The 25,293-nt window shown below is 65.0% G+C and carries 20 protein-coding genes and 2 pseudogenes; 15 read left to right on the top strand and 7 right to left on the bottom strand.

All coding sequences use genetic code 11. The features are described 5' to 3' along the window. Positions 1–147: 147 nt before the first annotated feature. Positions 148–531: pseudogene (locus A5686_RS18085) on the bottom strand (ATP-dependent DNA ligase); the annotation flags it as partial. 111 nt (positions 532–642) lie between these two features. Between A5686_RS18085 and A5686_RS18080 the strand changes: the two are divergent. Both A5686_RS18080 and A5686_RS18075 read left to right on the top strand, forming a co-directional pair. Next, entirely contained in the window at positions 643–1,410 is a 768-nt protein-coding gene (locus tag A5686_RS18080; protein ID WP_067937114.1) for an SDR family NAD(P)-dependent oxidoreductase, read from the top strand. 171 nt (positions 1,411–1,581) lie between these two features. Continuing rightward, entirely contained in the window at positions 1,582–3,756 is a 2,175-nt protein-coding gene (locus tag A5686_RS18075; protein WP_067937110.1) for an acyl-CoA dehydrogenase, read from the top strand. A 6-nt stretch (positions 3,757–3,762) separates the two neighbouring features. On the opposite strand, the gene A5686_RS18070 is transcribed toward A5686_RS18075, so the two are convergent. Continuing rightward, positions 3,763–4,098, bottom strand: a complete 336-nt coding sequence (locus A5686_RS18070; RefSeq protein WP_067937160.1) for a Zn-ribbon domain-containing OB-fold protein — start codon at positions 4,096–4,098, stop codon at positions 3,763–3,765. A 62-nt stretch (positions 4,099–4,160) separates the two neighbouring features. On the opposite strand from A5686_RS18070, the gene A5686_RS18065 reads away from it, so the two are divergent. The 3 genes from A5686_RS18065 (at position 4,161) to A5686_RS18055 (ending at position 7,968) form a co-directional block, all read left to right on the top strand. Then, on the top strand, positions 4,161–5,354 hold the full coding sequence (locus tag A5686_RS18065; protein ID WP_067937107.1) for a thiolase family protein: 1,194 nt from the start codon (positions 4,161–4,163) through the stop codon (positions 5,352–5,354). A 23-nt stretch (positions 5,355–5,377) separates the two neighbouring features. Then, positions 5,378–6,835 carry a FadR/GntR family transcriptional regulator gene (locus tag A5686_RS18060; RefSeq protein ID WP_067937156.1) on the top strand — a complete coding sequence of 486 codons (1,458 nt, stop codon included), beginning with the start codon at positions 5,378–5,380 and terminating at the stop codon, positions 6,833–6,835. A 140-nt stretch (positions 6,836–6,975) separates the two neighbouring features. Next, positions 6,976–7,968, top strand: a complete 993-nt coding sequence (locus tag A5686_RS18055) for a sensor histidine kinase (RefSeq protein WP_067937153.1) — start codon at positions 6,976–6,978, stop codon at positions 7,966–7,968. Between the two features lie 184 nt (positions 7,969–8,152). Here A5686_RS18055 and A5686_RS18050 read toward each other — a convergent pair whose 3' ends face one another. Continuing rightward, complete coding sequence (locus A5686_RS18050) at positions 8,153–9,634, bottom strand: cytochrome P450 (RefSeq protein ID WP_067937104.1); 1,482 nt, start codon at positions 9,632–9,634, stop codon at positions 8,153–8,155. 115 nt (positions 9,635–9,749) lie between these two features. Between A5686_RS18050 and A5686_RS18045 the strand changes: the two genes are divergently transcribed. Further along, entirely contained in the window at positions 9,750–10,385 is a 636-nt protein-coding gene (locus A5686_RS18045) for a TetR/AcrR family transcriptional regulator (protein WP_067937150.1), read from the top strand. 31 nt (positions 10,386–10,416) lie between these two features. Next, positions 10,417–11,331, top strand: a complete 915-nt coding sequence (locus tag A5686_RS18040; protein WP_067937101.1) for an SDR family oxidoreductase — start codon at positions 10,417–10,419, stop codon at positions 11,329–11,331. 10 nt (positions 11,332–11,341) lie between these two features. Here A5686_RS18040 and A5686_RS18035 read toward each other — a convergent pair whose 3' ends face one another. Together A5686_RS18035 and A5686_RS18030 are read right to left on the bottom strand one after the other, a co-directional pair. Beyond that, entirely contained in the window at positions 11,342–12,394 is a 1,053-nt protein-coding gene (locus A5686_RS18035) for a DNA polymerase IV (protein WP_197520619.1), read from the bottom strand. Beyond that, positions 12,391–12,999: a TetR/AcrR family transcriptional regulator gene (locus A5686_RS18030; RefSeq protein WP_067937096.1), complete on the bottom strand. Its 609-nt coding sequence runs from the start codon at positions 12,997–12,999 to the stop codon at positions 12,391–12,393. The genes A5686_RS18035 and A5686_RS18030 overlap by 4 nt, the downstream gene beginning before the upstream one ends. A 91-nt stretch (positions 13,000–13,090) precedes the next feature. Here A5686_RS18030 and A5686_RS18025 point away from each other — a divergent pair, with 91 nt between their 5' ends. Together A5686_RS18025 and A5686_RS18020 are read left to right on the top strand one after the other, a co-directional pair. Further along, positions 13,091–13,645 carry an NAD(P)H-dependent oxidoreductase gene (locus A5686_RS18025; RefSeq protein WP_067937092.1) on the top strand — a complete coding sequence of 185 codons (555 nt, stop codon included), beginning with the start codon at positions 13,091–13,093 and terminating at the stop codon, positions 13,643–13,645. Between the two features lie 503 nt (positions 13,646–14,148). Beyond that, positions 14,149–14,388: a redoxin NrdH gene (locus A5686_RS18020; protein WP_067937090.1), complete on the top strand. Its 240-nt coding sequence runs from the start codon at positions 14,149–14,151 to the stop codon at positions 14,386–14,388. Between the two features lie 55 nt (positions 14,389–14,443). Here the strand turns inward: A5686_RS18020 and A5686_RS28020 are convergent. Further along, positions 14,444–14,545: pseudogene (locus A5686_RS28020) on the bottom strand (hypothetical protein); the annotation flags it as partial. Between A5686_RS28020 and nrdI the strand changes: the two are divergent. Together nrdI and nrdE are read left to right on the top strand one after the other, a co-directional pair. Next, the gene (gene nrdI / locus A5686_RS18015; protein WP_067937145.1) at positions 14,533–14,976 is read left to right on the top strand and encodes a class Ib ribonucleoside-diphosphate reductase assembly flavoprotein NrdI; all 444 of its coding nucleotides are present in this window, start codon (positions 14,533–14,535) and stop codon (positions 14,974–14,976) included. The pseudogene A5686_RS28020 and the gene nrdI sit on opposite strands and share 13 nt — an antisense overlap. After that, positions 14,946–17,111, top strand: a complete 2,166-nt coding sequence (gene nrdE, locus A5686_RS18010) for a class 1b ribonucleoside-diphosphate reductase subunit alpha (RefSeq protein ID WP_082947689.1) — start codon at positions 14,946–14,948, stop codon at positions 17,109–17,111. Before nrdI ends, nrdE begins: the two co-directional genes overlap by 31 nt. 13 nt (positions 17,112–17,124) lie before the next feature. Here nrdE and A5686_RS18005 read toward each other — a convergent pair whose 3' ends face one another. After that, a complete protein-coding gene (locus A5686_RS18005) occupies positions 17,125–18,660 on the bottom strand; it encodes a GMC family oxidoreductase (RefSeq protein ID WP_067937085.1) in 1,536 nt (511 codons plus the stop codon). A gap of 561 nt (positions 18,661–19,221) precedes the next feature. Between A5686_RS18005 and A5686_RS18000 the strand changes: the two genes are divergently transcribed. From A5686_RS18000 to A5686_RS17985, 4 genes are all read left to right on the top strand, one after another. Continuing rightward, a complete protein-coding gene (locus tag A5686_RS18000; RefSeq protein WP_067937082.1) occupies positions 19,222–19,662 on the top strand; it encodes an MmpS family transport accessory protein in 441 nt (146 codons plus the stop codon). Further along, entirely contained in the window at positions 19,659–22,523 is a 2,865-nt protein-coding gene (locus tag A5686_RS17995; protein WP_067937080.1) for an RND family transporter, read from the top strand. The genes A5686_RS18000 and A5686_RS17995 overlap by 4 nt, the downstream gene beginning before the upstream one ends. A 93-nt stretch (positions 22,524–22,616) precedes the next feature. Beyond that, positions 22,617–24,038 carry an FAD-binding oxidoreductase gene (locus A5686_RS17990; RefSeq protein ID WP_067937078.1) on the top strand — a complete coding sequence of 474 codons (1,422 nt, stop codon included), beginning with the start codon at positions 22,617–22,619 and terminating at the stop codon, positions 24,036–24,038. A gap of 217 nt (positions 24,039–24,255) precedes the next feature. After that, positions 24,256–25,233 (top strand): AraC family transcriptional regulator, encoded by a 978-nt coding sequence (locus A5686_RS17985; RefSeq protein WP_067937076.1) that lies wholly within the window; start codon positions 24,256–24,258, stop codon positions 25,231–25,233. Positions 25,234–25,293: the final 60 nt, after the last annotated feature.

Here is a 25,293-nt window from a genome sequence, read left to right as displayed (position 1 = left end):
AGGCGCGCCGTGCTGCGCTCCTGGGTAGCCTGCTCGCCGCCGCCACCGACGCCGAGCAGACCTTTTTGGTGCGGCTCCTCGGCGGCGAACTACGCCAGGGCGCACTGGCCGGGATCATGGCTGACGCCGTGGCGAAGGCGGCCGGCATCCCGGCCGCAGCGGTGCAGCGAGCCGCACCAAAAAGGTCTGCTCGGCGTCGGTGGCGGCGGCGAGCAGGCTACCCAGGAGCGCAGCACGGCGCGCCTGCGCGCCCTTGCCCGAAACGCCGCCGATGTCGGAGAAGGCGGCATCGACGCCGGCGACGGTCAGCGATGGGTGCGACGCCGCCGGCGGACGCGAGCGCAGCGCCGCCCACCCGACGCCGATCTGGCGCTGCCGCAATTCGCCGGAAAGCCACGACACCACGATGGCGACCACCGCGGCATCGGGTGCGGCACGGGTCAGCAGCTCGGCGATGTGGGCGACTTTCGTCAGCCGCGACGACGTGCTCCCGACGTCGTCAGACGTCGTTGCCACATCGAGAAGGAGCACGGCTGCCAGCTTGGCATGGCTCGGTGACAAGCCTTAGGAGCGGACACGCTAGCGTGCCTACGTAACGTTACAGATCGCATGAATTCTGACAACCACAAAGGAGACACCCGGATGGAGATCAGTGGCAAGAAGGTCGTCGTCATCGGCGGCGCGTCGGGAATGGGCCGGGCCAGCGCCGAGCTGCTGCACGAACGCGGTGCGGATGTCGCGATCCTCGACCGCGAAGGCTCCGACGGCAAGACCGTTGCCGAGGGCGTCGGGGGTACCTTCTACCCCGTTGACGTCACTGACTTCACCGGCACCGAAGAGGCGTTGCAGGCCGCGGTCGACAAGCTCGGCGGGCTGCATGTCGTGGTGACCACCGCGGGTGGCGGTATCGCCAAGCGGACGCTGACCAAATCGGGTCCGCACGACCTCGAATCCTTCCAGTCCGTGATCGACCTGAACCTGATCGCCACCTTCAACATCAGCCGGCTGGCCGCCGCGCACATGGCCAAGAACGAGCCCGAAGATCCTGACACCGGCGAGCGCGGCGTCATCATCAACACCGCCTCCATCGCGGCCTTCGAGGGCCAGATCGGGCAGGTCGCCTACACCGCCGCCAAGGCGGGGATCGCCGGCATGTGTCTGACGATGGCCCGCGACCTGGGCTCGGTGGGCATCCGGGTGCTGGGAATCGCGCCCAGCCTGTTCGCCACGGGATTGACCCAAGGCATCCCCGACGAGTTCGTTACGCAGCTGACCAAGGACGCGGCGTTCCCCAAGCGCCTCGGCCGTCCCGAGGAGTACGCGAAGCTGGTGGTCGCCATCGTGGACAACCCGATGCTGAACGGCCAATGCCTGCGACTGGACGCGGGGCAGCGGTTCGCACCCAAGTAGACCCGCGGCTGGCGCCCTCCTCGCATTAAGTACACTCTTTAGGCAGCCGCCCCGCTTCCCCTCGAAGCGGGGCAGGCCACCCAGCTTCAGCTCCGAGGATGCGGACCGCCCGCGGTCCGCGGGGAGCGGGACAATCAAACCCGGCTGGCATGCGGCGCGAGGAGGGCCCTCATGGGTATCGCAATAACCGACGACCATCGTGAACTCGCCGAGGTAGCCCGCGGGTTCTTGACCTCGCAGAAAGCGCGCTGGGCGGCGCGATCGCTGCTCGACGCCTCCGACGAGCCCCGCCCTGGGTTTTGGCCCAACCTGGTCGAGCTCGGATGGCTCGGCCTGCACGTCGGCGAGGATTACGGCGGTTCAGGATTCGGATTGCCCGAACTCGTAGTGGTGATCGAAGAACTCGGTCGCGCAGTAGCGCCCGGGCCCTTCGTGCCCACCGTGATCGCGTCCGCAGTGATCGCCAAAGACGGTACCGCCGAACAGAAGTCGCGGCTGTTGCCCGGCCTGATCGATGGAACGGTCACCGCCGGCATCGGGCTGGACAGCCAGGTGCGGGTCAATGACGGTGTAGCTGCCGGTGAGGCCGGAATCGTTTTGGGTGCCGGGCTGGCCGAGCTGCTGCTGATCGCCGCGGGTGACGACGTGCTGGTGGTCGAACGCGGCCGCGAGGGCGTCTCGGTGGAGGTGCCGGGGAACTTCGATCCAACGCGCCGATCCGGGCGGGTCCGCCTGCAGGACGTGCGGGTGTCCGACGACGATGTCCTGACGGGGGCACGCCAGTCGGCGTTGGCGCGCGCTCGCACGCTGCTGGCCGCAGAGGCGGTGGGTGGGGCGGCGGACTGTGTCGACACCGCCGTCGACTACGCAAAGGTGCGCCAGCAATTCGGGCGCACCATCGCGACTTTTCAGGCGGTCAAGCATCACTGCGCAAACATGTTGGTGGGCGCGGAGTCCGGGATCGCCGCGGTGTGGGACGCCGCCCGTGCGGCGGCCGAGGACGAGGAGCAATTCCGGCTGGTCGCCGCGGTGGCCGCGGCGCTTGCCTTCCCCGCCTACGTCCGAAATGCCGAACTGAACATCCAGGTGCACGGCGGCATCGGCTTCACTTGGGAACACGACGCACATCTGCACCTGCGCCGGGCGGTGGTGAGCGCGGCACTGTTCGGCGGCAGCGGCCCTTCAGCGCCGGCCATCGACGTTTTCGAGCGCACCGCTGGCGGCGTCGTCCGCGAGAACAGCCTCGACCTGCCGCCGGAAGCCGAAGAACTGCGGACCGGCATCCGCGCCGACGCCACCGAGATCGCCGCCCTGGATAAAGAAGCCCAGCGCGACAAGTTGATCGAGACCGGCTACGTGATGCCGCACTGGCCCAAACCGTGGGGACGCGCTGCCGACGCCGTCGAGCAACTCGTGATCGAGGAGGAGTTCCGTGCGGCCGGCATCAAGCGGCCCGACTACGGGATCACCGGCTGGGTGATCCTGACCCTGATCCAGCACGGAACGCCTTGGCAGATCGAACGATTCGTGGAGAAGGCGCTGCGCAAGGACGAGATTTGGTGCCAGCTCTTCTCCGAGCCTGACGCCGGCTCGGACGCCGCATCGATCAAGACGCGCGCCACTCGGGTGGATGGTGGCTGGAAGATCAACGGCCAGAAGGTGTGGACCAGCGGGGCGCACTACTGCGCGCGCGGCCTCGCCACGGTGCGCACCGACCCCGACGCCCCGAAGCACGCCGGCATCACGACGGTGATCGTCGACATGAAGGCGCCCGAAGTCGAGGTGCGCCCGTTGCGGCAGATCACCGGTGGTTCGGACTTCAACGAGGTCTTCTTCAACGACCTCTTCGTTCCCGACGAGGACGTCGTCGGGGCGCCCAACTCCGGGTGGACCGTCGCGCGCGCAACGCTGGGCAACGAAAGGGTCAGCATCGGCGGCAGTGGATCGTTCTACGAGGGCCTGGCCGAGCAGCTCGTGCGGCTCACCGAGCAACGCCCGGATCGGTTGGCGGGCAGGCGAGTTCGGGTCGGCACGTATCTGGCCGAGGAAACGGCGCTGCGATTGCTGAACCTGCGGCGCGCCGCGCGCAGCGTCGAAGGCGCGGGCCCCGGCCCGGAGGGCAACGTCACCAAGCTGAAGCTGGCCGAGCACATGGTGGAGGGCGCAGCGATCATGGCAGCCTTGCTGGGCCCGGAGGTCGCGCTGACCGACGGCGCCGGCGCCCTGGCCGGCCGGCTGATGATGGGGGCCCGGGGCATGGCGATTGCCGGCGGTACGTCGGAAGTGACGCGTAATCAGATCGCCGAGCGGATCCTCGGCATGCCGCGTGACCCGCTGATCAACTAGCGAGCGTCAGGCCGGTGCGAACTGCGCCGCGCCGCCACTGCCACGTTCGGGCCGCAGAGTCACGGGCATGCCGCAGCTCACCGAGTCCGGTTCGCAGTCAACGATATTGGCGGCGACCCGCAGGCCAGTCTGCTCGGCGAGCTCGACGATGGCGATGACGTACGGGGTGGGAATCTCCGGGTTGTACGGGTGATGGTTGACCGTATAAGTGAACACGGTGCCCCGCCCGGAAACTTCGCGCGCCTCGAGCGTGCCGCCGCATTCGCGACACTGGCCGCTGGCCGGATGCACCCAGCGGGTACAGCCGTCGCAGTAGTCGATGAGCAGTGGGCCGTCTGGCACGACGAATACAGTACACTCAATTGATTCGACGCGGTGCGGTGCGGTCTGACGGGCGGTGTACATTGGCGCATTTCGAGAAAGACGCGATCTTGTCCGGCATCGGGATCTCGCACATCGGCCGCCGCACCGGCATCCCCGGCCTGGAGCTGACGATGGAGGCGGTGCGCGTCGCCATCGAGGACGCCGGGCTGGCCCCGACCGACATCGACGGCATCGCCACGCTGGGTGACACACCCGCGGTGGACGTCAACGCCGAGCTGCGCATCGATGCCGCCGACTGCGGGTCGGGCTTCGGCACCGGCGGCCTGCTGTCGCCGGTGATGTCGGCCTGCCGCGCGGTCGCCGAACGCCGCGCCCGCCATGTGGTGGTGTACCGGACGATCCAGATGCTCGGCGGAACGGTCCCGGTCAAGCAGGAGGCGAACGCGTCTGCGCCGCCCCTGGCGCGGATGTTCCAGACACCCGAAGGTGAGCCGAAGCCCGCCGTCGGGGCAATGGACGACGTCAACGATCTCGTTGCGGCACACGCCTATTCGGCCGCCAACTGGCTGGCGCTCAACTGCCGTCGTCACATGGAGCTGTACGGGACCACCAAAGAACAGCTGGGCTGGATCGCGCTCAATGGCAGGCGCAACGCGGCGCTGAATCCCCGCGCGGTGTACCGGGATCCGATGACGATGGCCGATTACCTGAGCGCGCGGCCGGTCTCGACCCCACTTGGGCTGCTGGACTGCGACGTCCCGATCGACGGATCGATCGCGGTGGTGGTGTCGCATGCGGAGCACGCCGCCGACTGCCCCCACCGCGCGGTGACGGTGGAGGCGATCGGCGGGTCCGACGGCGCCGGCGGGTGGTTTCACCGCGCGGACTATCCGAAGATGGCGATGTCGGATGCCGCCGCGCAGATGTGGTCGCGCACGACGCTGAAGCCCGCCGACCTCCAAGTCGCCCAGTTGTACGACGGATTCACCTACCTCACCCTGGCATGGCTGGAAGCGCTCGGGGTTTGCGGCGACGGCGAGGGCGGACCGTTCGTCGAGGGCGCGGCGCGGATCGCCCGCGACGGGCAGCTGCCGCTGAACACCTACGGCGGCCAACTTTCGGCGGGGCGCATGCACGGCTACTGGGCCCTGCACGAAGGGTGCCTGCAGTTGCGGGGCGACGCGGGGGAGCGGCAGGTGTCGCGTCGCCCCGAGGTGGGCGTCGTTTCCGTCGGCGGCGGGCCCGTCGCGGGGTGCATGCTGCTGACCTGTTGATCCAGAGCGCGATCGAGCCGGGGATGACTGAGGAGCCAAGGACAGGCCAGGAGAACAAACTCGCTTCGATCCTCGCCCGCGACATCGAAGCCGATATCGTTCGTCGCGGTTGGGCAGTGGGCGAATCGCTGGGCTCCGAACAGGCTCTGCAGCAGCGCTTCGGGGTGAGCCGGTCGGTGCTGCGAGAAGCCGTTCGGCTGGTCGAACACCATCAGGTCGCGCGGATGCGCCGCGGCCCCAACGGCGGGTTGTACATCTGCGAGCCGGATGCGGGGCCCGCCACCCGCGCGGTCGTCATCTATCTCGAATATCTGGGCACGACGCCGGGCGACTTGCTCAACGCGCGTCTGGTACTCGAACCGCTGGCGGCATCGCTCGCCGCCGAGCATATCGACGAGGCCGGCATCGCGCGGCTGCGGGCGGTGCTGCGCGCCGAGGAACAATGGAAGCCGGGCCTGCCGGTGCCGCACGACGAGTTTCACGTCGCGCTGGCCGAACAGTCGAAAAACCCGGTGCTGCAACTCTTTATCGATGTCCTGATGCGGCTCACCACTCGCTATGCCCTGGCGTCGCGGACGGATTCGACAACCGAGGCCATGGAGGCGGTCGACCATCTGCACGCGCACCACTCCGCGATCGTCGCCGCCGTCACGGCCGGCGATGCCGCGCGAGCCAAGACGCTGTCCGAGCGCCACGTGGAGGCCGTCACCGGCTGGCTGCAGCAGCATCACGTGGGCGACGCCAGCCGGGGGCGAAAGAGGCGCCGGCGGCTCGATGCCGAAGCGCCCGGGGGGAAACTGGCCGAGATGCTGGCCGCCACCATCGGCGACGACATCGCCGCCAGCGGCTGGCAGGTGGGTTCGGTCTTCGGCACCGAGACGGCCCTGCTGCAGCGCTATCGGGTGAGCCGCGCGGTGCTTCGCGAGGCGGTGCGGCTGCTCGAATACCATTCGATAGCCCACATGCGCCGCGGACCCGGCGGCGGACTCGTGATCGCCGAACCCGCGGCGCAGGCCAGTATCGAAACGATCGCCTTGCACCTGCAGTACCGCGGCCCCAGCCGCGAAGACCTGCGCTGCGTCCGCGACGCCATCGAAGTCGACAACCTGGCCAAGGTCGTCAAGCGGGTGTCCGACAAGCAGGTGGCGGGGTTTTTGGCCGCGCATCGGTGCGCGCCGCCGGAAAACTCCCGGCCGACGGCCGACGACGTGCGGCAGGCAATCGCCGAAGAGTTCAACTTCCACGTCGGCCTGGCGCAACTCGCCGGCAACACGCTGCTGGATCTGTTCCTCCGGATAATCGTCGAGCTGTTCCGCCGGCACTGGTCCAGCAGCGGCCAGGCGCTGCCGACCTGGTCCGACGTGCTGGCCGTGCACCACGCTCACCTGCGGATCGTCGAGGCGGTCGCGGCCGCCGACGAGAGCGTCGCCTCATATCGCCTCCGGCGTCATCTCGACGCGGCCGCCTCGTGGTGGCTGTGACGGCGTGATCACGAGTCATCGACACGGTGCCGTCAGTGAGGCGCGCCTGAATGTGACCTGCTCCGCGGTATAGCGAAGGGCCGTCTTGGGTACTGGGAATAGGGGGAGGCGTCAGCCGACCCAGCAGGGGGTTGGCGCAGGTGATCGAAAGCGAGAGCGCTGAAGTGAGGGCGGATAACGAAACCAGACAATACGGTTTCGTCCACTCCGCATCGATTTATCACTCTCAGCGGGAATTCCTAAATTTGGCAAGCCGCTTCGTCGGCGAGGGTCTGGCACAGCACGAGGCGGTGCTGCTCGCCGTACCCGCCGAGACGCTGGCGCTGCTGCGCGACGGGTTGTACGCCGGTGGCGACCCACCGGCCGACGTGCGCATGGTTGATATCACCGAGTTGGCCCGCAACCCGAGCCGGTTCATGGCAATGCAGGGCGCCTTCATCGACGAGCACCCGGACCGGCGAGTCCGGATCGTCAGCCAACTTGCGTGGCCCGGCCGCACTGAAGAGGAGTTCGTCGCCTGCACGGAACATGAAGCACTCGTCAACGAGGCCATGGACGGCTACCCGGCGACCAGCCTGTGCCTCTACGACGCGGGTCGGCTCCCCGGCGGTGTCCTGTCCGACGCGCGGGCGACACATCCGCTGCTGTGGGAAGGCGGTGTGCTGCAACGCAGCCGCGACTACGCTCCCGCCGACGTTCTGGACCGCTGCAACCGGCCGCTGGCCGCCGGTCCCGGCGCGGTCACGTACATGGTCCGTAAGTCGGCTGACCTTCGGCCCGCGCGTTCCTTCGCCGTCGACTATGCGGGCTGGATGGGGTTGTCCCAGGAGAGCATCGAGGATCTACAGCTGGTCGCCACCGAGTTGGCCACCAACAGCCTGATGTATACCGGGGGCGCCTGCCGGCTGGCTTTTTGGCAAGACAACGGGCATCTGGTCTGCGAGGCGCGTGACACCGGACGACTCGACGACCCGATGGTGGGGCGCCTGGACCCCGGTCCGTCCGGCCCCGCGAGCCGCGGCCTGTATCTGGTCAACGCCATCTCGGACCTGGTGCGAACCCACACCACCAGGACCGGTACGACGATTCAGGCGTATCTACGGTTCGAGCTTGCTACCGGGCCGGCCGGGTAAGAGGACCCGAATCGGCCATCAGGCCCACGAATTCCGGACCGGGAGCGCCTGCGGCGACGGGCTATTCGCTGCCGAGGGAATTGCTGCCCAGATCGATGGGTGAGTTTCATGTGCGCTAGCGCCGGTGATAGCGCACATGAAACTCGGCCCTGCCGCGAGGCGCCGCTCGGCGGTCGCGGACGTGCTACAGGGGACGCAACACAATCGGCATGCCGTCTTTCGGCACGGGCATGCCGCCGTAATCCCACTCGCATGTGTAGCCCGGTCGGGGTGGCTCGAGCCGGTACCTGCGCAGCAGGCGGTGCAGGATCGTCTTGATCTCCAACTGCCCGAACGTCATCCCGATGCACTTGTGCGCGCCGCCGCCGAAGGGCGTGAACGCGTAACGGTGCCGCTTGTGCTCGTTGCGCGGCTCGGTGAACCGCTCGGGGTCGAATTTCAGCGGGTCGGTCCACAGTTCGGGCAGCCGGTGATTCATGCCCGGGTAGGCGATGACGTTGGTGCCCTTCGGGATGAAGTAGCCCAGCAGCTCCGTGTCGCGCACCGTTTGACGCATTGCCCACTGCACCGGCGTCACGATCCGGATTGATTCGTTCATCACCAGATCCAGCGTCTCCAGCTTCTCCAGCGAATCGATGTCGAGTGGCCCGTCGCCCAGGCGATCCGATTCCTCGCGGCAGCGCTGTTGCCATTCCGGGTGGGAAGCCAGGTGGTAGGCCATCGTTGTCACCGTCGACGTCGATGTGTCGTGCGCGGCCATCATCAAAAAGATCATGTGGTTGACGATGTCGTCGTCGGAGAATTTGTTGCCGTCCTCGTCTTCGGTCTGGCACAACACCGACAACAGGTCGGTGCCCGGGTTCGCGCGCTGCTCCTTGACCCGCTCGCGGAAGTAGTTCTCCAGCAGCTCACGCGCCTTGAGCCCGCGCCACCAGGTGAACGGCGGCACGGGAGTGCGGATGATCGCGTTGCCGGCGCGCGTGGTGACCGCAAAAGCCTTGTTGACCTTGGTCACGAGATCGCGGTCGGTTCCCGGCTCGTGGCCCATGAACACCATCGACGCGATGTCGAGCGTCAGCTCCTTCATGGCCGGGTAGAGCAGGAACCGTGCGTCATTGGCCACCCAGTCATTGGCGATGGTCTGGGAGACCACCTGGTCCATTCGCTCGACATAGCTGACCAGGCGGGACCGGACGAAGGCCTCCTGCATGATCCGGCGGTGGAACATGTGCTCTTCGAAGTCCAGCAGCATCAGACCGCGGTTGAAGAACGGCCCGATTACCGGCACCCATCCCTGCTGGGAGTAGTCCTTGTTGCGATTGGAGTAGATGACCTGGGCGGCGTCCGGGCCCAGGGCGGCGACGCCGGGCAGGACGGGCGAGTCCCCGAAGACCACCGGACCCTTGGTCTGGTACATGTGCAGCAGGTAGTCGGGGCCGCCGCGCAGCATCTCGATGATGTGCCCGATGACCGGCAGGCCCGCGTCGCCGAGGACGGCCTTGAGCCCGCTGCCCGGTGGGGGGTCGGCGAGTTTGCGCTCCGGGAACTCGGTGTTCAGCAGCCTGCGCTCGACGATCCCCATGCCGGGAAAGTTGTTGATGGATGGCGTGAACCGGCGCCGCGCCTGATCCAGCAGGTAGTGCGGGGTGCTGATGGTGGCGGTCATGAACGCTCCTTTGCGTGCCCTCTGGGTGACGGCCGTCACTGATTTCATAACCTTCGCCGAAAAACTTGACGGCTGTCAAGTTTGCTTTTTTCGTGGCGTGGTGCAAGGTCAGGGAGTGACCAGCCACCCCGCCACTCCAGAGCCGGGCGCACGACGGCGTGGCGACAAGCAACGCCAGGCGATCTTGCAGGCGGTGCGCGAACTGCTGCAGGAGAAGCCATTTGCCGAATTGTCGGTCAGCACCATCAGCCTGCGGGCCGGGGTGGCGAGGTCCGGCTTCTACTTCTACTTCGATTCCAAGTACGCGGTGCTGGCACAGTTGATGGCCGAGGCCGCAGAAGAACTCGAGGAGCTCACCGAATACTTCGCGCCCCGACAGGCCGGCGAATCACCCGAGCAGTTCGCCAAGCGGATGGTTGGCAGCGCCGCGGCCGTCTACGCACACAACGACCCCGTGGTGACCGCGTGCAACGAGGCCCGCAACACCGATGTAGAGATCCGCAACATGCTGGATCAGCAGTTCGAGGTGGTGCTGGGCCAGATAGTCGGGATCGTCGAGGCTGAGATGAAGGCGGGGACGGCCAGTCCGATCAGCGACGACCTTCCGACGCTGATCCGCACCCTGGCCGGCACCACCGCGCTGATGCTCACCGGCGACCCGATCCTGACCGGGCGCGACAGCGACCGTGACCGACGGGTGCGCCTCCTCGAGCAGTTGTGGCTGCACGCATTGTGGGGCGGTCGGTCCTAGGGCGGGTGTTACCGCCGGTATCGTCACGGCAATGGCGCAGAGGGGATCCGGGCGGTCTTTCGCGGGAAAGCGGTGCCTTGTCACCGGCGCGGCGAGCGGCATCGGCCGCGCCACCGCGTTGCGGCTGGCAGCGCAAGGTGCCGAGCTCTATCTGACTGACCGCGACAGCGATGGCCTCGAACAGACCGTGGCGGACGCGCGGGCACTGGGCGCCCAGGTTCCCGAGCATCGGGCGCTCGACATCGCCGACTATGACCAGGTGGCCGCGTTCGCCGCCGATGTCCACGCCGCACATCCGAGCATGGACGTCGTTCTCAACATCGCCGGCGTATCCGCGTGGGGCACCGTCGACCGGCTGACCCATGAGCAGTGGAGCAAGATGGTCGCCATCAACCTGATGGGGCCGATCCACGTCATCGAGACCTTCGTCCCGCCCATGGTGGCGGCCAAACGCGGCGGGCACCTGGTCAACGTGTCCTCTGCCGCCGGGCTGGTGGCACTGCCTTGGCACGCCGCCTACAGCGCCAGCAAGTACGGATTGCGTGGCCTGTCGGAGGTGCTGCGCTTCGACCTGGCCCGCCACCGCATCGGGGTCTCGGTTGTGGTGCCGGGTGCGGTGAACACCCCGCTGGTGAACACCGTGGAGATCGCGGGGGTGGACCGGGAAGACCCCAACGTCGCCCGGTGGGTGAAGCGGTTCGCCGGCCATGCCGTGTCGCCGGAAAGGGCCGCCGACAAGATCCTGGCCGGGGTGGCCAAGAACCGATACCTGATCTACACGTCGGTCGACATCCGCGCCTTGTATGCGTTCAAAAGGCTTGCGTGGTGGCCTTATAGCGTGGCGATGCGACTCGTGAACGTGATTTTCACCCGCGCGTTGCGGCCCGGCCGGCCGACGATGCAGGCCGTGCAGCGGGCTGAGGAGGAGGCGGACTGTCAGCCCTAGCCCGCCCGCGCTAGTCCGGCATTACCAGCTCGAGACGCACTCCCAACAGCCGGACGGGTCGGTCGAGCTCGAATAGGTCGAGAACGCGAAGGGCCGCGGCCACGATGACGTCGCGATCGGTGCTGGGCGCATCGAGCTTGCGGATCTTGGTGCGCGTGTAGAAGGTTGCCGTTCGCACGGTGACCGCCACCCGGATCACGATTCGGCCCGTCGCCGACACATCCGCCAGGGCCCGCTCCGCTAAATCCGTTACGGCCCCGTCTATCTCGGATCGATCGGTGAGATCGCGCGGAAAGGTGACGACATGGCTGCGCGAGCGCGGCACCCACGGTTCGGCGCTGACCTGGCTGTCGCCGCCGCCCTTGGCCAACAACAGCAGCCACAGCCCGGTGCGCGGTCCGAACGTGGCCGTCAGTAACTCCGGATCGCAGTGGGCCAGTTGCCACACCGTCGTAATGTTAAGTTCTGCAAGTTTTTTCGCCGTTTTGGGTCCGACGCTCCATAGCGCGTCGACCGGACGATCGGCCATCAGGGGCATCCAGTTGGCATCGGTGAGCACAAAAATGCCGCCCGGTTTCGCGAAGCCGGTGGCGACCTTCGCGCGCTGCTTGTTGTCGCTGATGCCGACCGAGCAGGACAGCCCGGTCTCCGAGGAGATGACGCTGCGGATCTGCTGTGCGACCTCGCTCGGATCCTGTGCGGTCACCGCGACGTAGGCCTCGTCCCAGCCCCAGACTTCGACTGGATGCCCCAGGTCGCGCAGCACACCCATCACCTGATCGGACGCCGCGTCGTAGGCTGCCGGGTCCGAGGGGAGGAAGGTCGCCTCGGGGCAGCGACGGGCGGCGGCACGCAGCGGCATGCCCGCCCGCACGCCGAACTCCCGGGCCTCATAGGAGGCGCAGGTGACGACCTTGCGGGGTTCGTTCGGGTCGCCGCTGCCGCCGACAATGACCGGCAGCCCGGCCAATTCGGGGTGCCGGCGCAGCTCGACCGACGCTAAGAACTGGTCGAGGTCCACATGCAAGACCCAAGCCGGTGCCACGGCGGGCGCGGCGTTCATCGCCCGCAAAGCTTGCGCGCCAGGCTTTCCCACGCGTCGCCCAATGTCGCCAGGGTGTGACCGCCCTCGGCCAGTTGGTGCTCGACGTAGTCCACGTCCAGCAGCGCGAGCAACGCGTCGGTCTGGGCGTCGAGATCACCGGTGGATTCGGCGGCCTTGAGCAGCACCCGCACGTGCGTGCGCTGCACCATCGCCGGTGCGTTGTGCCGGTTGTGTGGGTCGCGGTTGGCCGCCGACAGCAGTTCGCAATGGTCGTGGGCGAACCGGATCCGTTCCCGGCCGAACGCGACCAGCCGATCGGTCGGCGGAGCACCGGGGCCCAGGGGCGGCGGGCCGAACAGGAACGCCTGCTGAACAGCTTGTTCGTCCTCGTCCAGCAGCACCATCATCAGGCCGGCCCGGCTGCCGAAGCGACGGAACAGCGTGCCTTTGCCGACTCCGGCGGCCGCGGCGATGTCGTCGGTGGTGACGGCATCGGCGCCGCGCTCGGCGACCAGGCTTCGGGCAGCCTGGAGGAGCAGGGCGCGATTGCGCGCCGCGTCACCCCGTTCCTGGTGCACAACCCGCGGGGCGCACGCGTACACCTCGCCCGACTGCTCGCTCACTCCTGCACCTTAACGCCGAGGGAACAAAGCGGACTATAGTCCGGTTAGTGCGTGCGAGGATGTACACCAAGACCGAAGGGAAACTTCAAGAGTGGCAATCAAAATCTTGGCGTTAGTGGGAAGCCTGCGGGCGGCGTCGATCAACCGCCAGATCGCCGAGTTGGCGGTGGCGGTCGCCGCCGACGACGTGACCGTCACGATCTTCGAAGGGCTTGGTCAACTGCCGTTCTATAACGAAGAGATCGACCCCGCGATGAACGCCGGAGCTCCGCCCCTGGGCCCGGTGGCCGCGCTGCGCGCCGCCGCGGCCGACGCCGACGCCGCCTTGGTGGTGACCCCGGAGTACAACGGCAGCTACCCGGCCGTCATCAAGAACGCGATCGACTGGTTGTCCCGCCCGTTCGGCGACAGCGCGCTGAAGGGCAAGCCGCTGGCGGTCATTGGCGGATCCTTCGGCCAGTACGGCGGAGTGTGGGCGCACGACGACACCCGCAAATCCTTCGGCATCGCCGGCGCACGGGTGGCGGAGGCGATCAAACTGTCGGTGCCGTTCAAGACGCTGGAGGGCAAGGCACCGGCCGACCACGCCGAAGTCTCGGCGAACGTGCGTGACGTGGTGGGCAAGCTGGCCGCAGAGGTCGGCTGATTGGCAGAAGTCGACAACCCACTCGCCCGCGAGCAGCGAGGTTGGCACAACCGAATAGCAGAAGCCGCCAGCTCCGGCTGGCGGCTTTGCTGGCTGCGGGCGGTCCCAGCGCGGCCGGCGGCGATGTCGGTGGTCGCTGATATACCGGAACGCATGGCCCGCCCCGCCGCGATTTGTGATCTGCGACACGCCGAACGGCGGTCCAGATCTGCTCGCGACCGAGCTCGCGACCAGGGAATTTCAAAATTGTTATTCAGAACATCTTGTATCTCGACATCTTGTCACCCACTAGGTGTAGTGTTTCGAGCACCGGCAGATCCCAGGATCACCAAGCAAGCCAGACTCGGTGGACCCCCCGAAATGGGCGTCGACAGGTCATTCGACCTTGACCGCCGCACGACGGGAATCAAGGGGGCTGACGGATCGCTGAACGTAGCAAAGACGCAGTCCAAAAGTAGTTGCCAGTCCGTTGGGTCCCCTCTTCCGCAAAGGAGCGGCATTCTATGAACGTCACCGTGTACACCAAGCCGGCATGTGTGCAGTGCAGCGCAACCTATAAGGCGCTGGACAAGCAGGGCATCGCCTTCGAGAAGGTCGACATCTCGTTGGACGCCGAGGCGCGTGACTACGTGATGGCCCTGGGATACCTGCAGGCTCCCGTGGTGGTGGCAGGCAACGACCACTGGTCGGGTTTCCGCCCCGACCGCATCAAGGCGCTGGCCGCGGCGGAACTGAGCGCTTAAGGCAAGACGTTAGGTAAGGAGGTTGCGGTGCAGTCGCGCAACCCGGATTGGATCAGTGGCGACCCGCTTCGCCCGGCTGCGCCGCGCTTGCGATCGCCACTGGATCGGATCAGTGGCGACCCGCTACGCCCGGCTGCGCCGCGCTTGCGATCGCCACTGGTCTATTTCTCCTCCGTGTCGGAGAACACCCACCGCTTCGTGGAGAAGCTGGGGATTCCCGCCACGCGGATACCAGTGCGTGGCCGGATCGAGGTAGACCAGCCCTACGTCCTTATCCTGCCCACCTACGGCGGCGGGCATGCCACTCCCGACCTCAACGCCGGCGGTTACGTCCCCAAGCAGGTCATCGCCTTTTTGAACAACGAGCACAACCGGTCGTTGATCCGCGGCGTCATCGCCGCGGGCAACAACAACTTTGGCGCCGAATTCGCCTACGCGGGCAACGTGATCTCGCGCAAGTGCGGCGTTCCATACCTCTACCGCTTCGAACTGATGGGAACCCAGGACGACGTGGATGCCGTCCGCGCGGGCTTAGCCGATTTTTGGAAGGAACAGACGTGTCACCAACCGTCGCTGCAGAGCCTGTAACCACCGGAGCCCACGCGTTACCGGGGGAAACGGATTATCACGCGCTCAACGCGATGCTGAATCTCTACGATGCGGACGGCAAGATTCAGTTCGATAAGGACCGCGAGGCCGCGCACCAGTACTTCCTGCAGCACGTCAACCAGAACACGGTGTTCTTCCACAATCAGGACGAGAAGCTCGACTACCTGATCAAGGAGAACTATTACGAGCGCGAGGTTCTCGACCAGTACAGCCGCAACTTCGTCAAGACGCTACTGGACCGCGCCTACGCCAAGAAGTTCCGATTCCCGACATTTCTGGGTGCGTTCAAGTACTACACCTCCTACACGCTGAAGACGTTCGACGGGAAGCGTTACCTGGAGCGCTTCGAGGACCGCGTGGTCATGGTCGCGCTGACGCTGGCCGCCGGTGACACCGTCCTGGCCGAGAAGCTCGTCGACGAGATCATTGACGGGCGATTCCAGCCGGCCACCCCGACGTTCCTGAACTCGGGCAAAAAGCAGCGCGGCGAGCCGGTGAGCTGCTTCTTGCTGCGCATCGAAGACAACATGGAATCGATCGGGCGATCCATCAACTCCGCACTGCAGCTGTCCAAGCGCGGCGGGGGAGTCGCGTTGCTGCTCAGCAACATTCGCGAGCACGGCGCCCCGATCAAGAACATCGAGAACCAGTCCTCGGGCGTCATCCCGATCATGAAGCTGCTCGAGGACTCGTTCTCCTACGCCAACCAGCTCGGGGCCCGGCAGGGCGCGGGTGCGGTGTATCTGCACGCGCATCACCCCGACATCTACCGGTTCCTGGACACCAAGCGCGAAAACGCCGACGAGAAGATCCGCATCAAGACGCTGAGCCTGGGCGTGGTGATTCCCGACATCACCTTTGAACTGGCCAAGAAGAACGAGGACATGTACCTGTTCTCGCCCTACGACGTCGAGCGGGTCTACGGGCTGCCGTTCGCTGACATCTCGGTCACCGAGAAGTACTACGAAATGGTCGACGACGCCCGCATTCGCAAGACGAAGATCAAGGCGCGCGAGTTCTTCCAGACGCTGGCCGAGCTGCAGTTCGAGTCCGGCTACCCCTACATCATGTTCGAGGACACGGTGAACCGGGCCAACCCGATCGACGGCAAGATCACCCACTCGAACCTGTGCTCGGAGATCTTGCAGGTGTCCACGCCGTCGGTGTTCAACGACGACTTGTCGTACGCCAAGGTGGGCAAGGACATTTCGTGCAACCTGGGGTCGCTGAACATCGCCAAGACGATGGACTCTCCCGACTTCGCGCAGACCATCGAGGTGGCGATCCGCGCGCTGACGGCGGTGAGCGATCAGACGCACATCTGGTCGGTGCCCTCGATCGAGCAGGGCAACAACGAGTCCCACGCGATCGGGCTCGGGCAGATGAACCTGCACGGCTACCTGGCCCGCGAGCGCATCCTCTACGGCTCCGAAGAAGGCGTCGACTTCACCAACATCTACTTCTACACCGTGCTCTACCACGCGCTGCGCGCCTCGAACCGCATCGCGATCGAGCGGGGGACCAAGTTCGGTGGCTTCGAGAAGTCGAAGTACGCCTCCGGTGAATTCTTTGACAAGTACACCGAGCAGGTGTGGGAGCCGGCCACCCCGCGGGTCCGGGAGCTCTTCGCTGAGGCGGGTATTCGCATTCCGACACAAGAGGATTGGCAGCGGTTGAAGGAGTCGGTGCAACAGCACGGCATCTATAACCAGAACCTGCAGGCGGTCCCGCCGACCGGCTCGATCAGCTACATCAACAACTCGACCAGCTCGATCCACCCGGTGGCGAGCAAGATCGAAATCCGCAAGGAAGGCAAGATCGGTCGCGTCTACTACCCGGCGCCGTATCTGACCAATGACAACCTGGAGTATTACCAGGACGCCTACGAGATCGGCTACGAGAAGATCATCGACACCTACGCCGCGGCCACCCAGCACGTGGACCAGGGGCTGTCGTTGACCCTGTTCTTCAAGGACACCGCCACCACCCGCGACGTGAATAAGGCGCAGATTTACGCCTGGCGCAAGGGAATCAAGACGCTGTACTACATCCGGCTGCGTCAGATGGCTTTGGAGGGAACAGAGGTCGAGGGCTGCGTGTCCTGCATGCTCTGAGCTCGGTGGCTCATCACGCAGTCAGGCTTGTCACGCCTGGCCCCTTGATGAGAGCCGCTGCTCGTTCGGCAATACCGTAGACGGTTGCCATCGGGTTCATTGCCGGCAGCGAGGGCATGACGGACGCATCCACGACCCGGAGTCCAGTGAGGCCGTGGACGCGAAGCTCGTGATCGACCACTGATTGCTGAGTGCGCCCCATGGCACAGGTCCCGACCGGGTGGAAGTAGGGGCCTACCGTCTGTTTGACGAAGTCCCGCAACGCTTTCCTGCTGCAGGCGTGGGGCCCCGGCGCAAGTTCCACGCCACGCCAGGCACTCAATGCGGGCGCGGTGCCGATCTCTCGGGCTATGAACAGACCGTCCACCAACGTCTCCAAGTCACGCGCATCCCCGAGGTAGTTCGGGTCGACGACGGGTGCCGCTTCAGCGGCCGCCTCCGCCAAACGCACGCTGCCGCGACTGAACGGCTGCATGGCAGATACGCCTATCACGTAGACATTCGGTAGGTCGACTCCGGCCAGGGCGCCACTGTCCACCAATAGAATCTGTAAGTCAGGCGCCAAGCCGGCACGTCGGGAGCGGATTACGCCCATTATTTCGCCGTGGTTGTTCCGCGGCGTCGGAATAGGCTGTGGTGCTTGAACTATGACCCCGGTGAACGGATGGTCTTGCAAGTTCGATCCCACACCCGGCAGGTCAAGTACAACGTCGATGCCGAGGTCGCGGAGATGGCCCTGTGGACCGACCCCCGAAACCATCAACAGCCGCGGCGAGCCGATCGCACCGGCGCACAGCAAAACTTCGTCCGCCATGGCTATCGTCGGACCTTGACCGGCGGCGCGGTACCTAACTGCGGTACAGCGACCGTCGGCGATATGTAGCCGATGCACGACGGCATCGGTGACCAGGGTCAAATTCTCGCGAGGAAACACAGGCCACAGGTAAGCGTCGGCCGCGCTCTGCCGGCGACCACTGGAAATGGTCACATCCGGCGCTGCAAAACCTAGCTCACATCCGCTGCTCAGGTCTTGGGCAACCGGATGGCCACGTTGCGATGCTGCGCGCAGCCCAGCCGCAAGTACCTCGTTCGGTGACTCCACCGGAGCCACGTGCAGGGGCCCTTCCTTCCCGCGCAACGCGGGATCACCGTCGCGCGCATTCTCGCTCGCTTTGAAGTGAGGCAGGAGATCGTCGAATTGCCAGCCGGGGGGCCAATCGGCGTAACTATCGCGGTGGCCGCGGCCGAACATCATGCCGTTGATTGCCGAGGACCCGCCGACACCACGCCCCAGCGGTAGATGCACCGCCCTGCCGGTTGCCGCCTGCACCGTGGTGAGAGTCCCGCTGTCGGACGAACTTCCGATCAACGTCGGCCATTGCGGCGGCTGCGCGCTGGCCGGCGGAAGGGTAGCGCTCCCCGCCTCGAGAAGCAAGATGCGGACGTTGCTGTCATCGCTCAGCCGGCGCGCCAAGACGCACCCGGCGGTACCTGCTCCTACGACGATGAAGTCGTATGACTCGAATTTTGGCAAGGCCTGGTCTCCCATCAGGCCCTGAGGCCCAACCGATTTCGTTCAGACATTGACTTTCGGACTATCAGCGGTTCGATGATTCGTCGCCGATGCCGAGCACCATACGACGGCGAGTGGCGGGCCCTCAAGACCAGAGGTCACGGCCGGCATCCCCACCGCGTATTCCGGCCATCGGCCGCGTTATGCGGGTAGACGCGGGGCGCCCATCTCCATAGCTTTAGTTCACAGAGCGGCCAGTACGAGCGAGACTCGTTTGGCGCATAGCTGACCGTCCAACTTCGAGAAGGATCTAATTTCGTGAAGCTCACTGAGCCTCAACATTACTCAGCAAGGAGCAAAAAGCCCGGCTCGGCGACATCGACGACCTCCGCGCGTGTCCCGATGGGCGTTGGCGGGATGGGGGTACAACTGCGGCGCTTCGCCCCCCATTTGGTCGAATGATCGGCTCACGCCACTGCGTGAGCACCAAGCACGTCGAAACTGTTGCCAGCAGATGGAATCCGCGTCGTTGGTGGAGCCCGGGCTGGGTTCGTGCTTTGCATGTTGTCCAACCCCCTTCGGAAGGTCACATCAACCATGGTCGTTTCTGCAGGTCGACTGGTCAGCCGGCTTTGGCTGCCAACGCTTGTGATCGCCGTTGCCGCTATGGCGGGACTCATCATCGACTCCGTTCACGGGAGCTTCGGCTCGCACGACAGAACACGAAGCCCGGGCAACAAGTTCTCGATAACGCAGTTCAATCCGAAACGCATCGAATACGAGGTGTTCGGCGATTTGGCGGGATGGGGCAGAGCCAGCTATTGGGACGTGAACTCTCAACCCGTGGTGGTCGACTTCACGGCCTTGCCATGGACGCACACGGAAGTAACGATTTTGACCACGGCCACCGCCGATATCATCGCGCAGGTGGCTGGCGGAAACGTCGGCTGCAGGATCACCGTTGACGGGCTGGTGCGCTCTGAACACGTCGCGACCGGCGAGCATGCCGGAGTCTGGTGCCAGGTGCTGTCCGCATGATTCATGACAACGCGACCATCGACACGCCTAAACCGTTTGTCGCGCAGGCCATCCGCAAGTTTTGTTTGCTCGTGGTACTGGCCTGGGTCGCGCTCGTGGTGCTGGTCAACACGATAGTCCCGCAGCTCGAGCCGATCACCGAGGCGAACCGAGGGCCCCTGGTTCCGGTGGACGCACCCTCGTCACATGCGCTCATCCACATCGGAGAGGTGTTCAAAGAATCCGATAGCAACAGCCTGCTGATGGTTGTGCTGGAGGGCGCGCACAAACTCGACGAATCCGACCACTCGTTTTACAACAAGCTGGTCGCGAAACTGCAGCGTGACAGACACGTTCAATACGTGATGAACCTATGGGGAGAAGGAACGACCGCTGCAGGAGTGCAGAGCAATGACGGAAAAGCCTCTTACACGCTGGTGCGGGTTGCTGGTAACCAAGGATCGTCGCTGTCGGATGAGTCGATCCATGCGGTGCGAGATTTGGTCTCGCAGATCAGCGCCCCACCAGGACTGAAAGTCTACGTCTCGGGTGCGGCGCCGCTGTCGGCGGACATGCTCGAGGTCGGCAACAAGAGCCTCGCCACGATCATGTTCGTGACCATCATCCTGATCACCGTGATGCTGCTGATCGTCTATCGTTCGATCACGACCGCGCTGCTCATCCTGTCGATGGTGATGATGGAATTGATCTGCGGGCGTGGCATTGTCGCCTTTCTCGCGTTCCACAGGTGGACCCAGATATCGGAGTTCGCCTCGAACATTCTTGTCTCCCTGATCCTGGGTGCGGGCACCGATTACGCGATCTTCTTGATCGGCCGCTACCACGAAGCACGGCATGCCGGCGAAGACCGCGAAACCGCTTACTATTCCGCTGTGAGCGGCGTCTCCCACGTCATCTTGGGATCTGGTCTCGCGGTGGCCGGCGCAACATTCTGCCTTAAATTCACCAGGCTCAACTATTTCAATACCTGTGGCATTCCCTGCGCCGTGGCCATGCTCACCGCAGTCACGGCTGCCTTGACATTTGGTCCGGCTCTACTCGCTCTGGGTAGTCGCTTCGGTGCATTTGAGCCGAAAAAACGGGCCGGGGAAGGGATTTGGCGCAAAGTCGGAACGCTGGTCGTGCGCTGGCCCGGCCGCGTCCTGCTGGCGAGTTGCGCGGTAGTGCTGGTGGGGTCGGTCACTCTGCCCACCTACCGTCCAAATTATGACGACCGGCTTTACATCGCCGATAACATCCAATCCAAGCAAGGGTACGCGGCGAGCGACAGGCACTTTCCCGTCAGCAGGCTCAACGGCGATATGCTGCTGGTGGAATCCGATCACGACATGCGGAACAGCACGGACATGATTGCCCTGGACCGCGTGGCGCGCAGTGTTTTTCACACGCCCGGCGTGGGGATGGTCCAGAGCACCACAAGGCCGTTGGGGTCCCCACTCGAGCATTCGTCGTTCACCTACGCCATGGGGACGATGGGAACCAAGATCAAGCAACTCCTACCGTTCCTCACTGACCTCAACACCCGGCTTACCGACATGGCCGCCGTCACCGACCGCATGACGAGCCTGATGCGTCAGCAACAGGAGCTGACGTCACAACAGGCCGGAGCGGCTCATATCGCCGCCGACGCCGCCCGAGGCATGAAGGACGTCACAGAATCACTGCGGGATAACATCGCCGACTTCGACGACTTCTGGCGGCCGATCCGGAGCTATTTCTATTGGGAGAAGCACTGTTTCGACATCCCAATCTGTAATTCGATGCAATCGCTGTTCGACGCGACCGACAAGATCGACCAGTTAGCGGACCAGATGGACAAAAATCTCAAGGCGGCAATGATCCAGGATGCCGTCACGCCCCAACTCGTCGACCTCCTCGGCCACAACGTGGAGTCTCTCGAGGAGCTACACAAGATCATCCTGACCGAGCACAACACGATAGTGCCGCAGTTGGCTCAGCTTGATGAGCTGAGCCGGCAGATGATGGACCTCGGGTATGCCTTCGACAGTTCCAAGAACGATGAATTCTTCTATCTGCCACCGGACGCATTCAGCAATCCTTATTTCCAGATCGACTTGAGATTCTTTGTCTCCCCAGACGGCAAGGCCGCGCGATACATGGTCTACCACGACGGGGAAGCCCTGACCCCCGAAGGGATCAAACACGATCAGACCTACCTTCCGGCAGCAAAGGAAGCCTTGAAGGGCACCGCGCTGGCCGGAGCCCGGGTGTATCTCGGAGGCGCCGCGGCGACGTATTGGGATATCCAGGAAGCGGCGAGAATGGACCTGATCATCGCGGCCACAGCAGCTTTCGCATTGATCTTCTTGGTGATGCTGCTCATCACCAGAAGCGTGATCGCGGCCCTGGTCATCGTTGGAACAGTGGCATTCTCCTATTCCGGCGCATTCGGACTGTCAGTCCTCGTGTGGCAGCACTTCCTCGGTATCCCACTGAGCTGGTTGAACCTGCCCTTGACCTTCATCATCCTGGTCGCGGTTGGTTCGGATTACAACCTCCTGCTCATCGTCCGCTACCTGGAGGAAAGCAAAGCAGGCCTCAACACCGGTCTGATCAGAGCGGTGGCCAATTCCGGCAAGGTGGTCACCACCGCCGGACTGGTTTTCGCAGTCACGATGACGGCGATGGTTTCCAGCGACCTGGTCAACATCGGCCAGATGGGTTCCATCATCGGCCTGGGTCTGCTGCTGGACACGCTTATCGTTCGTTCGTTCATCACGCCCGCGCTCGCGCGCCTGCTCGGGCCGTTCTTCTGGTGGCCCAGAGTGATTCGCACCAGGCCCGTGCGCAGGAGTACCAGACGGCAAGCCACCTTAGTCGGCGCAACCGTCGGGCCGTGAACGGTGTGCAGACAGTTACCACGCCGAGCGTCAGATCCGGAACCCCAGTTGCCTGCCCGCAAATGTATCCCGATACGAAAGAGGTTGTCCGCCATGAGCGTCGATGACGCGTCCTTACCACCAGTTCGGCCCGACGCCACCGCAGCCCTGGCAACGGCGGTGGCCGGGTCGGTTCTGCTGCCGGGTGATGCGGGATATGACGACGAACGCGCGGTTTTCAACCTCAATCACGAGCTCCTGCCCGCTGTGATTGTGGTGGCGCACAGCGTGATTGACGTTCGGGCGGCCGTTCGTTTCGCGGCGGGACAGCGCCGGCCGGTTTTGGTGAAAACTACCGGCCATCAGGTCGTCGGCACGGCACAGGGTGCCGTTTTGATCACGACCCACAAGATGAATGGTGTCGTCATCGACAGGGTGGGCCGCACCGCGAAAGTCGGCGCCGGAGCCATCTGGGCGGAGGTTGTCCAGAAGGCCACCAGGGTCGGGCTGGCACCGTTGAATGGGTCCAACCCGACGGTGGGGGTCTGCGGGTACACCCTCGGAGGCGGTCTGAGCCCGACCCTGGGCCGCTCCCACGGTTACGCTGCGGACCACGTGCGTTCGCTTGACGTGGTGACCGCAGACGGCGAATTGCGCCATGTTGACGCGGAATCCGACCCCGAGCTGTTCTGGGCGCTGCGCGGCGGCAAAGGTAACTTCGGGGTGGTCACGTCACTGGAATTCGATTTGTTCCCGGTGTCCCGCCTCTACGGCGGCAGCCTTTATTTCCCGGGGGAGCGGATGGCCGACGTGCTACACGCCTGGGCCGCGTGGCACCCCCACACGCCGGAAACCATGGGCACGTCTTTCGCCGCGTTGCGGCTGCCGTCGATGCCTGGGGTGCCCGACCAGTTACGTGGCGTCTTCACTGTGGCTTTGCGGATCGCCTACACCGGCACGGCCGAGGACGGCGAACGAATGGTGGCGCCGCTGCGGGCGATAGCTCCGGCGATCATGGACACGGTCGCGGAGATGCCGTACAGCGACGTCGCATCCATCCACAGCGAGCCAACCAAGCCATTGCCCTACTACGAACGCAGCATCATGTTGCGGGAGTTCCCCGCCGAGGCACAGGATGAACTGGTCGCACTCGTCGGTCCGGATTCCGACACAACGATGTGGATAGCTGAATTGCGTGCCCTGGGGGGCGCATGGGACCGGGAGCCGGCGGTACCCAACTCGGTGGCGACCAGGGGCCTGCCATATGTCTTGTTGGGCGTTGAAGTTGGCCCGCTGGCGGAGGAGCAACGGCTCAAAGAGTCGGTCGCAGCGCTGCTCGACGGCATGGCGCCGTGGCGGGGCGACCGGCGGCTGGTGAACAACCTTGCTCCAGACGAAGCGGGTGACGGGCTCGCGATCTACGGTCGTGAGCGCTACGAGCGCCTGGCGGCCGTCAAAGAAATGTACGACCCGACCAACATGTTCCGCCTCAACCACAACGTGTTGCCGGCCGTCGGAGCACCGACGGTCGCCTGAACACGTTCGTGGGTCAGCGCGGGCGAATCCTGCGAGGTTAGGATCGCCCAGATCTCTTGGCGCCATGACGGATGTTGCCCCAGAACGGATGAAGTAACGAAGATCACTGCGTGCGCCGCCCGAGCGGAGCGATGCGGTCCCGGCGTCCTAATAGAATTGCCGAATCCGAATAACGGGGCGGGCGCGGCCCGCGGTAGCGCCACCAACGGGAGCAATCATGATCGAGAGTCTCCGCATCCGGACGGATACCTCCGATCCAGACGAGGCGCGCACTCAACTCACGTCCGCCTACTGTCCCCACCGGTTGACCGTCGGCGGCAGCCTGTCAAGGTTCCGGGCGCGGCATGCGGAGGGGGGCGCCACGGGGTTCGGCGTCAATTCCACGTCCTTCGGATCCGGTACTGCTTGGGTTGATCCGCTGCCGTTCGACGAGTTCGTCCTTGTGTCACAACAGATTAGCGGGCGCTTCGTGGCCCGTGCCGGGCGCGCCGAACGGCTCGTGCCGCCCGGCGAGCACGTGATCCTGGATGCGCACACTGTGTACCAGCTGCGCTGGGAAGAAAACTGCAACCTGTTCAACGTGATGCTTCCTCGGACGGAATTCGAGACGGCGGTTGCCGAACTCGTTGCGATGGATGAGCCGGGACCGATCCGAATACCCTTGAGCCGGCGTCCGTCGAAGACGGGAACGATGGCTGTTGCGAAGATGATGCACTTCCTGCTTCGTAATGCCGGGCCTAGCGGACTCCTGACGTCCGGGGCGCTACTGCGCGGCCAGTTGATTCGGACGTTGGTGGCCAGCGTCGTCGAGGCCTATCCCGAGATCGCTCACTCCGCCGGCATGTGTCCCGGCGGCAACGTCCGACCGGCGGCCCTCCGCCGCGCGATCGCCTATCTCGAGGCGACCGCCGCCGAGGATGTCCGCATAGGTGACGTCGCGGTCGCGGCGCGGGTGAGCACTCGCGCCCTGCAGGAAGCTTTCCGCAAACACCTCGATACGACTCCGATGGCGTATCTGAGATCTGTTCGTCTCGCCCGCGCGCATACCGATCTGCGGCAGGCCTCCGTCGAGGAGGGAGTGACCGTCGCGGCCATTGCCTACCGCTGGGGGTTCGGCAACCTGGGCCGGTTCGCCGCCGATTACCGCAGACAATTCGGCCGGTCTCCCAGCGAGGTGCTGCGGGCAGCGTACTGAGATGGCCGCAGAGCTCTGCGCCAGTCTGCCCAGGTCAGAAGCGGCGACGAGGTAAAGTGC

Origin of the sequence: Mycobacterium sp. E2479 (assembly GCF_001667925.1) — a bacterium.
Lineage (GTDB): Bacteria > Actinomycetota > Actinomycetes > Mycobacteriales > Mycobacteriaceae > Mycobacterium.
The sequence above is the reverse complement of the archived record's forward strand: the minus strand, read 5'-3'. Positions and strand labels throughout refer to the sequence as shown.

Excerpts from the sequence above, each read along its gene's own strand:
- A5686_RS18080 (WP_067937114.1), top strand. The coding sequence starts at position 643 with ATGGAGATCAGTGGCAAGAAGGTCGTCGTCATCGGCGGCGCGTCGGGA.
- A5686_RS18075 (WP_067937110.1), top strand. The coding sequence starts at position 1,582 with ATGGGTATCGCAATAACCGACGACCATCGTGAACTCGCCGAGGTAGCC.
- A5686_RS18060 (WP_067937156.1), top strand. The coding sequence starts at position 5,378 with ATGACTGAGGAGCCAAGGACAGGCCAGGAGAACAAACTCGCTTCGATC.
- A5686_RS18050 (WP_067937104.1), bottom strand. The coding sequence starts at position 9,634 with ATGACCGCCACCATCAGCACCCCGCACTACCTGCTGGATCAGGCGCGG.
- A5686_RS18040 (WP_067937101.1), top strand. The coding sequence starts at position 10,417 with ATGGCGCAGAGGGGATCCGGGCGGTCTTTCGCGGGAAAGCGGTGCCTT.
- A5686_RS18035 (WP_197520619.1), bottom strand. The coding sequence starts at position 12,394 with ATGAACGCCGCGCCCGCCGTGGCACCGGCTTGGGTCTTGCATGTGGAC.
- A5686_RS18020 (WP_067937090.1), top strand. The coding sequence starts at position 14,149 with ATGAACGTCACCGTGTACACCAAGCCGGCATGTGTGCAGTGCAGCGCA.
- A5686_RS18005 (WP_067937085.1), bottom strand. The coding sequence starts at position 18,660 with ATGGGAGACCAGGCCTTGCCAAAATTCGAGTCATACGACTTCATCGTC.
- A5686_RS18000 (WP_067937082.1), top strand. The coding sequence starts at position 19,222 with ATGGTCGTTTCTGCAGGTCGACTGGTCAGCCGGCTTTGGCTGCCAACG.
- A5686_RS17995 (WP_067937080.1), top strand. The coding sequence starts at position 19,659 with ATGATTCATGACAACGCGACCATCGACACGCCTAAACCGTTTGTCGCG.
- A5686_RS17990 (WP_067937078.1), top strand. The coding sequence starts at position 22,617 with ATGAGCGTCGATGACGCGTCCTTACCACCAGTTCGGCCCGACGCCACC.
- A5686_RS17985 (WP_067937076.1), top strand. The coding sequence starts at position 24,256 with ATGATCGAGAGTCTCCGCATCCGGACGGATACCTCCGATCCAGACGAG.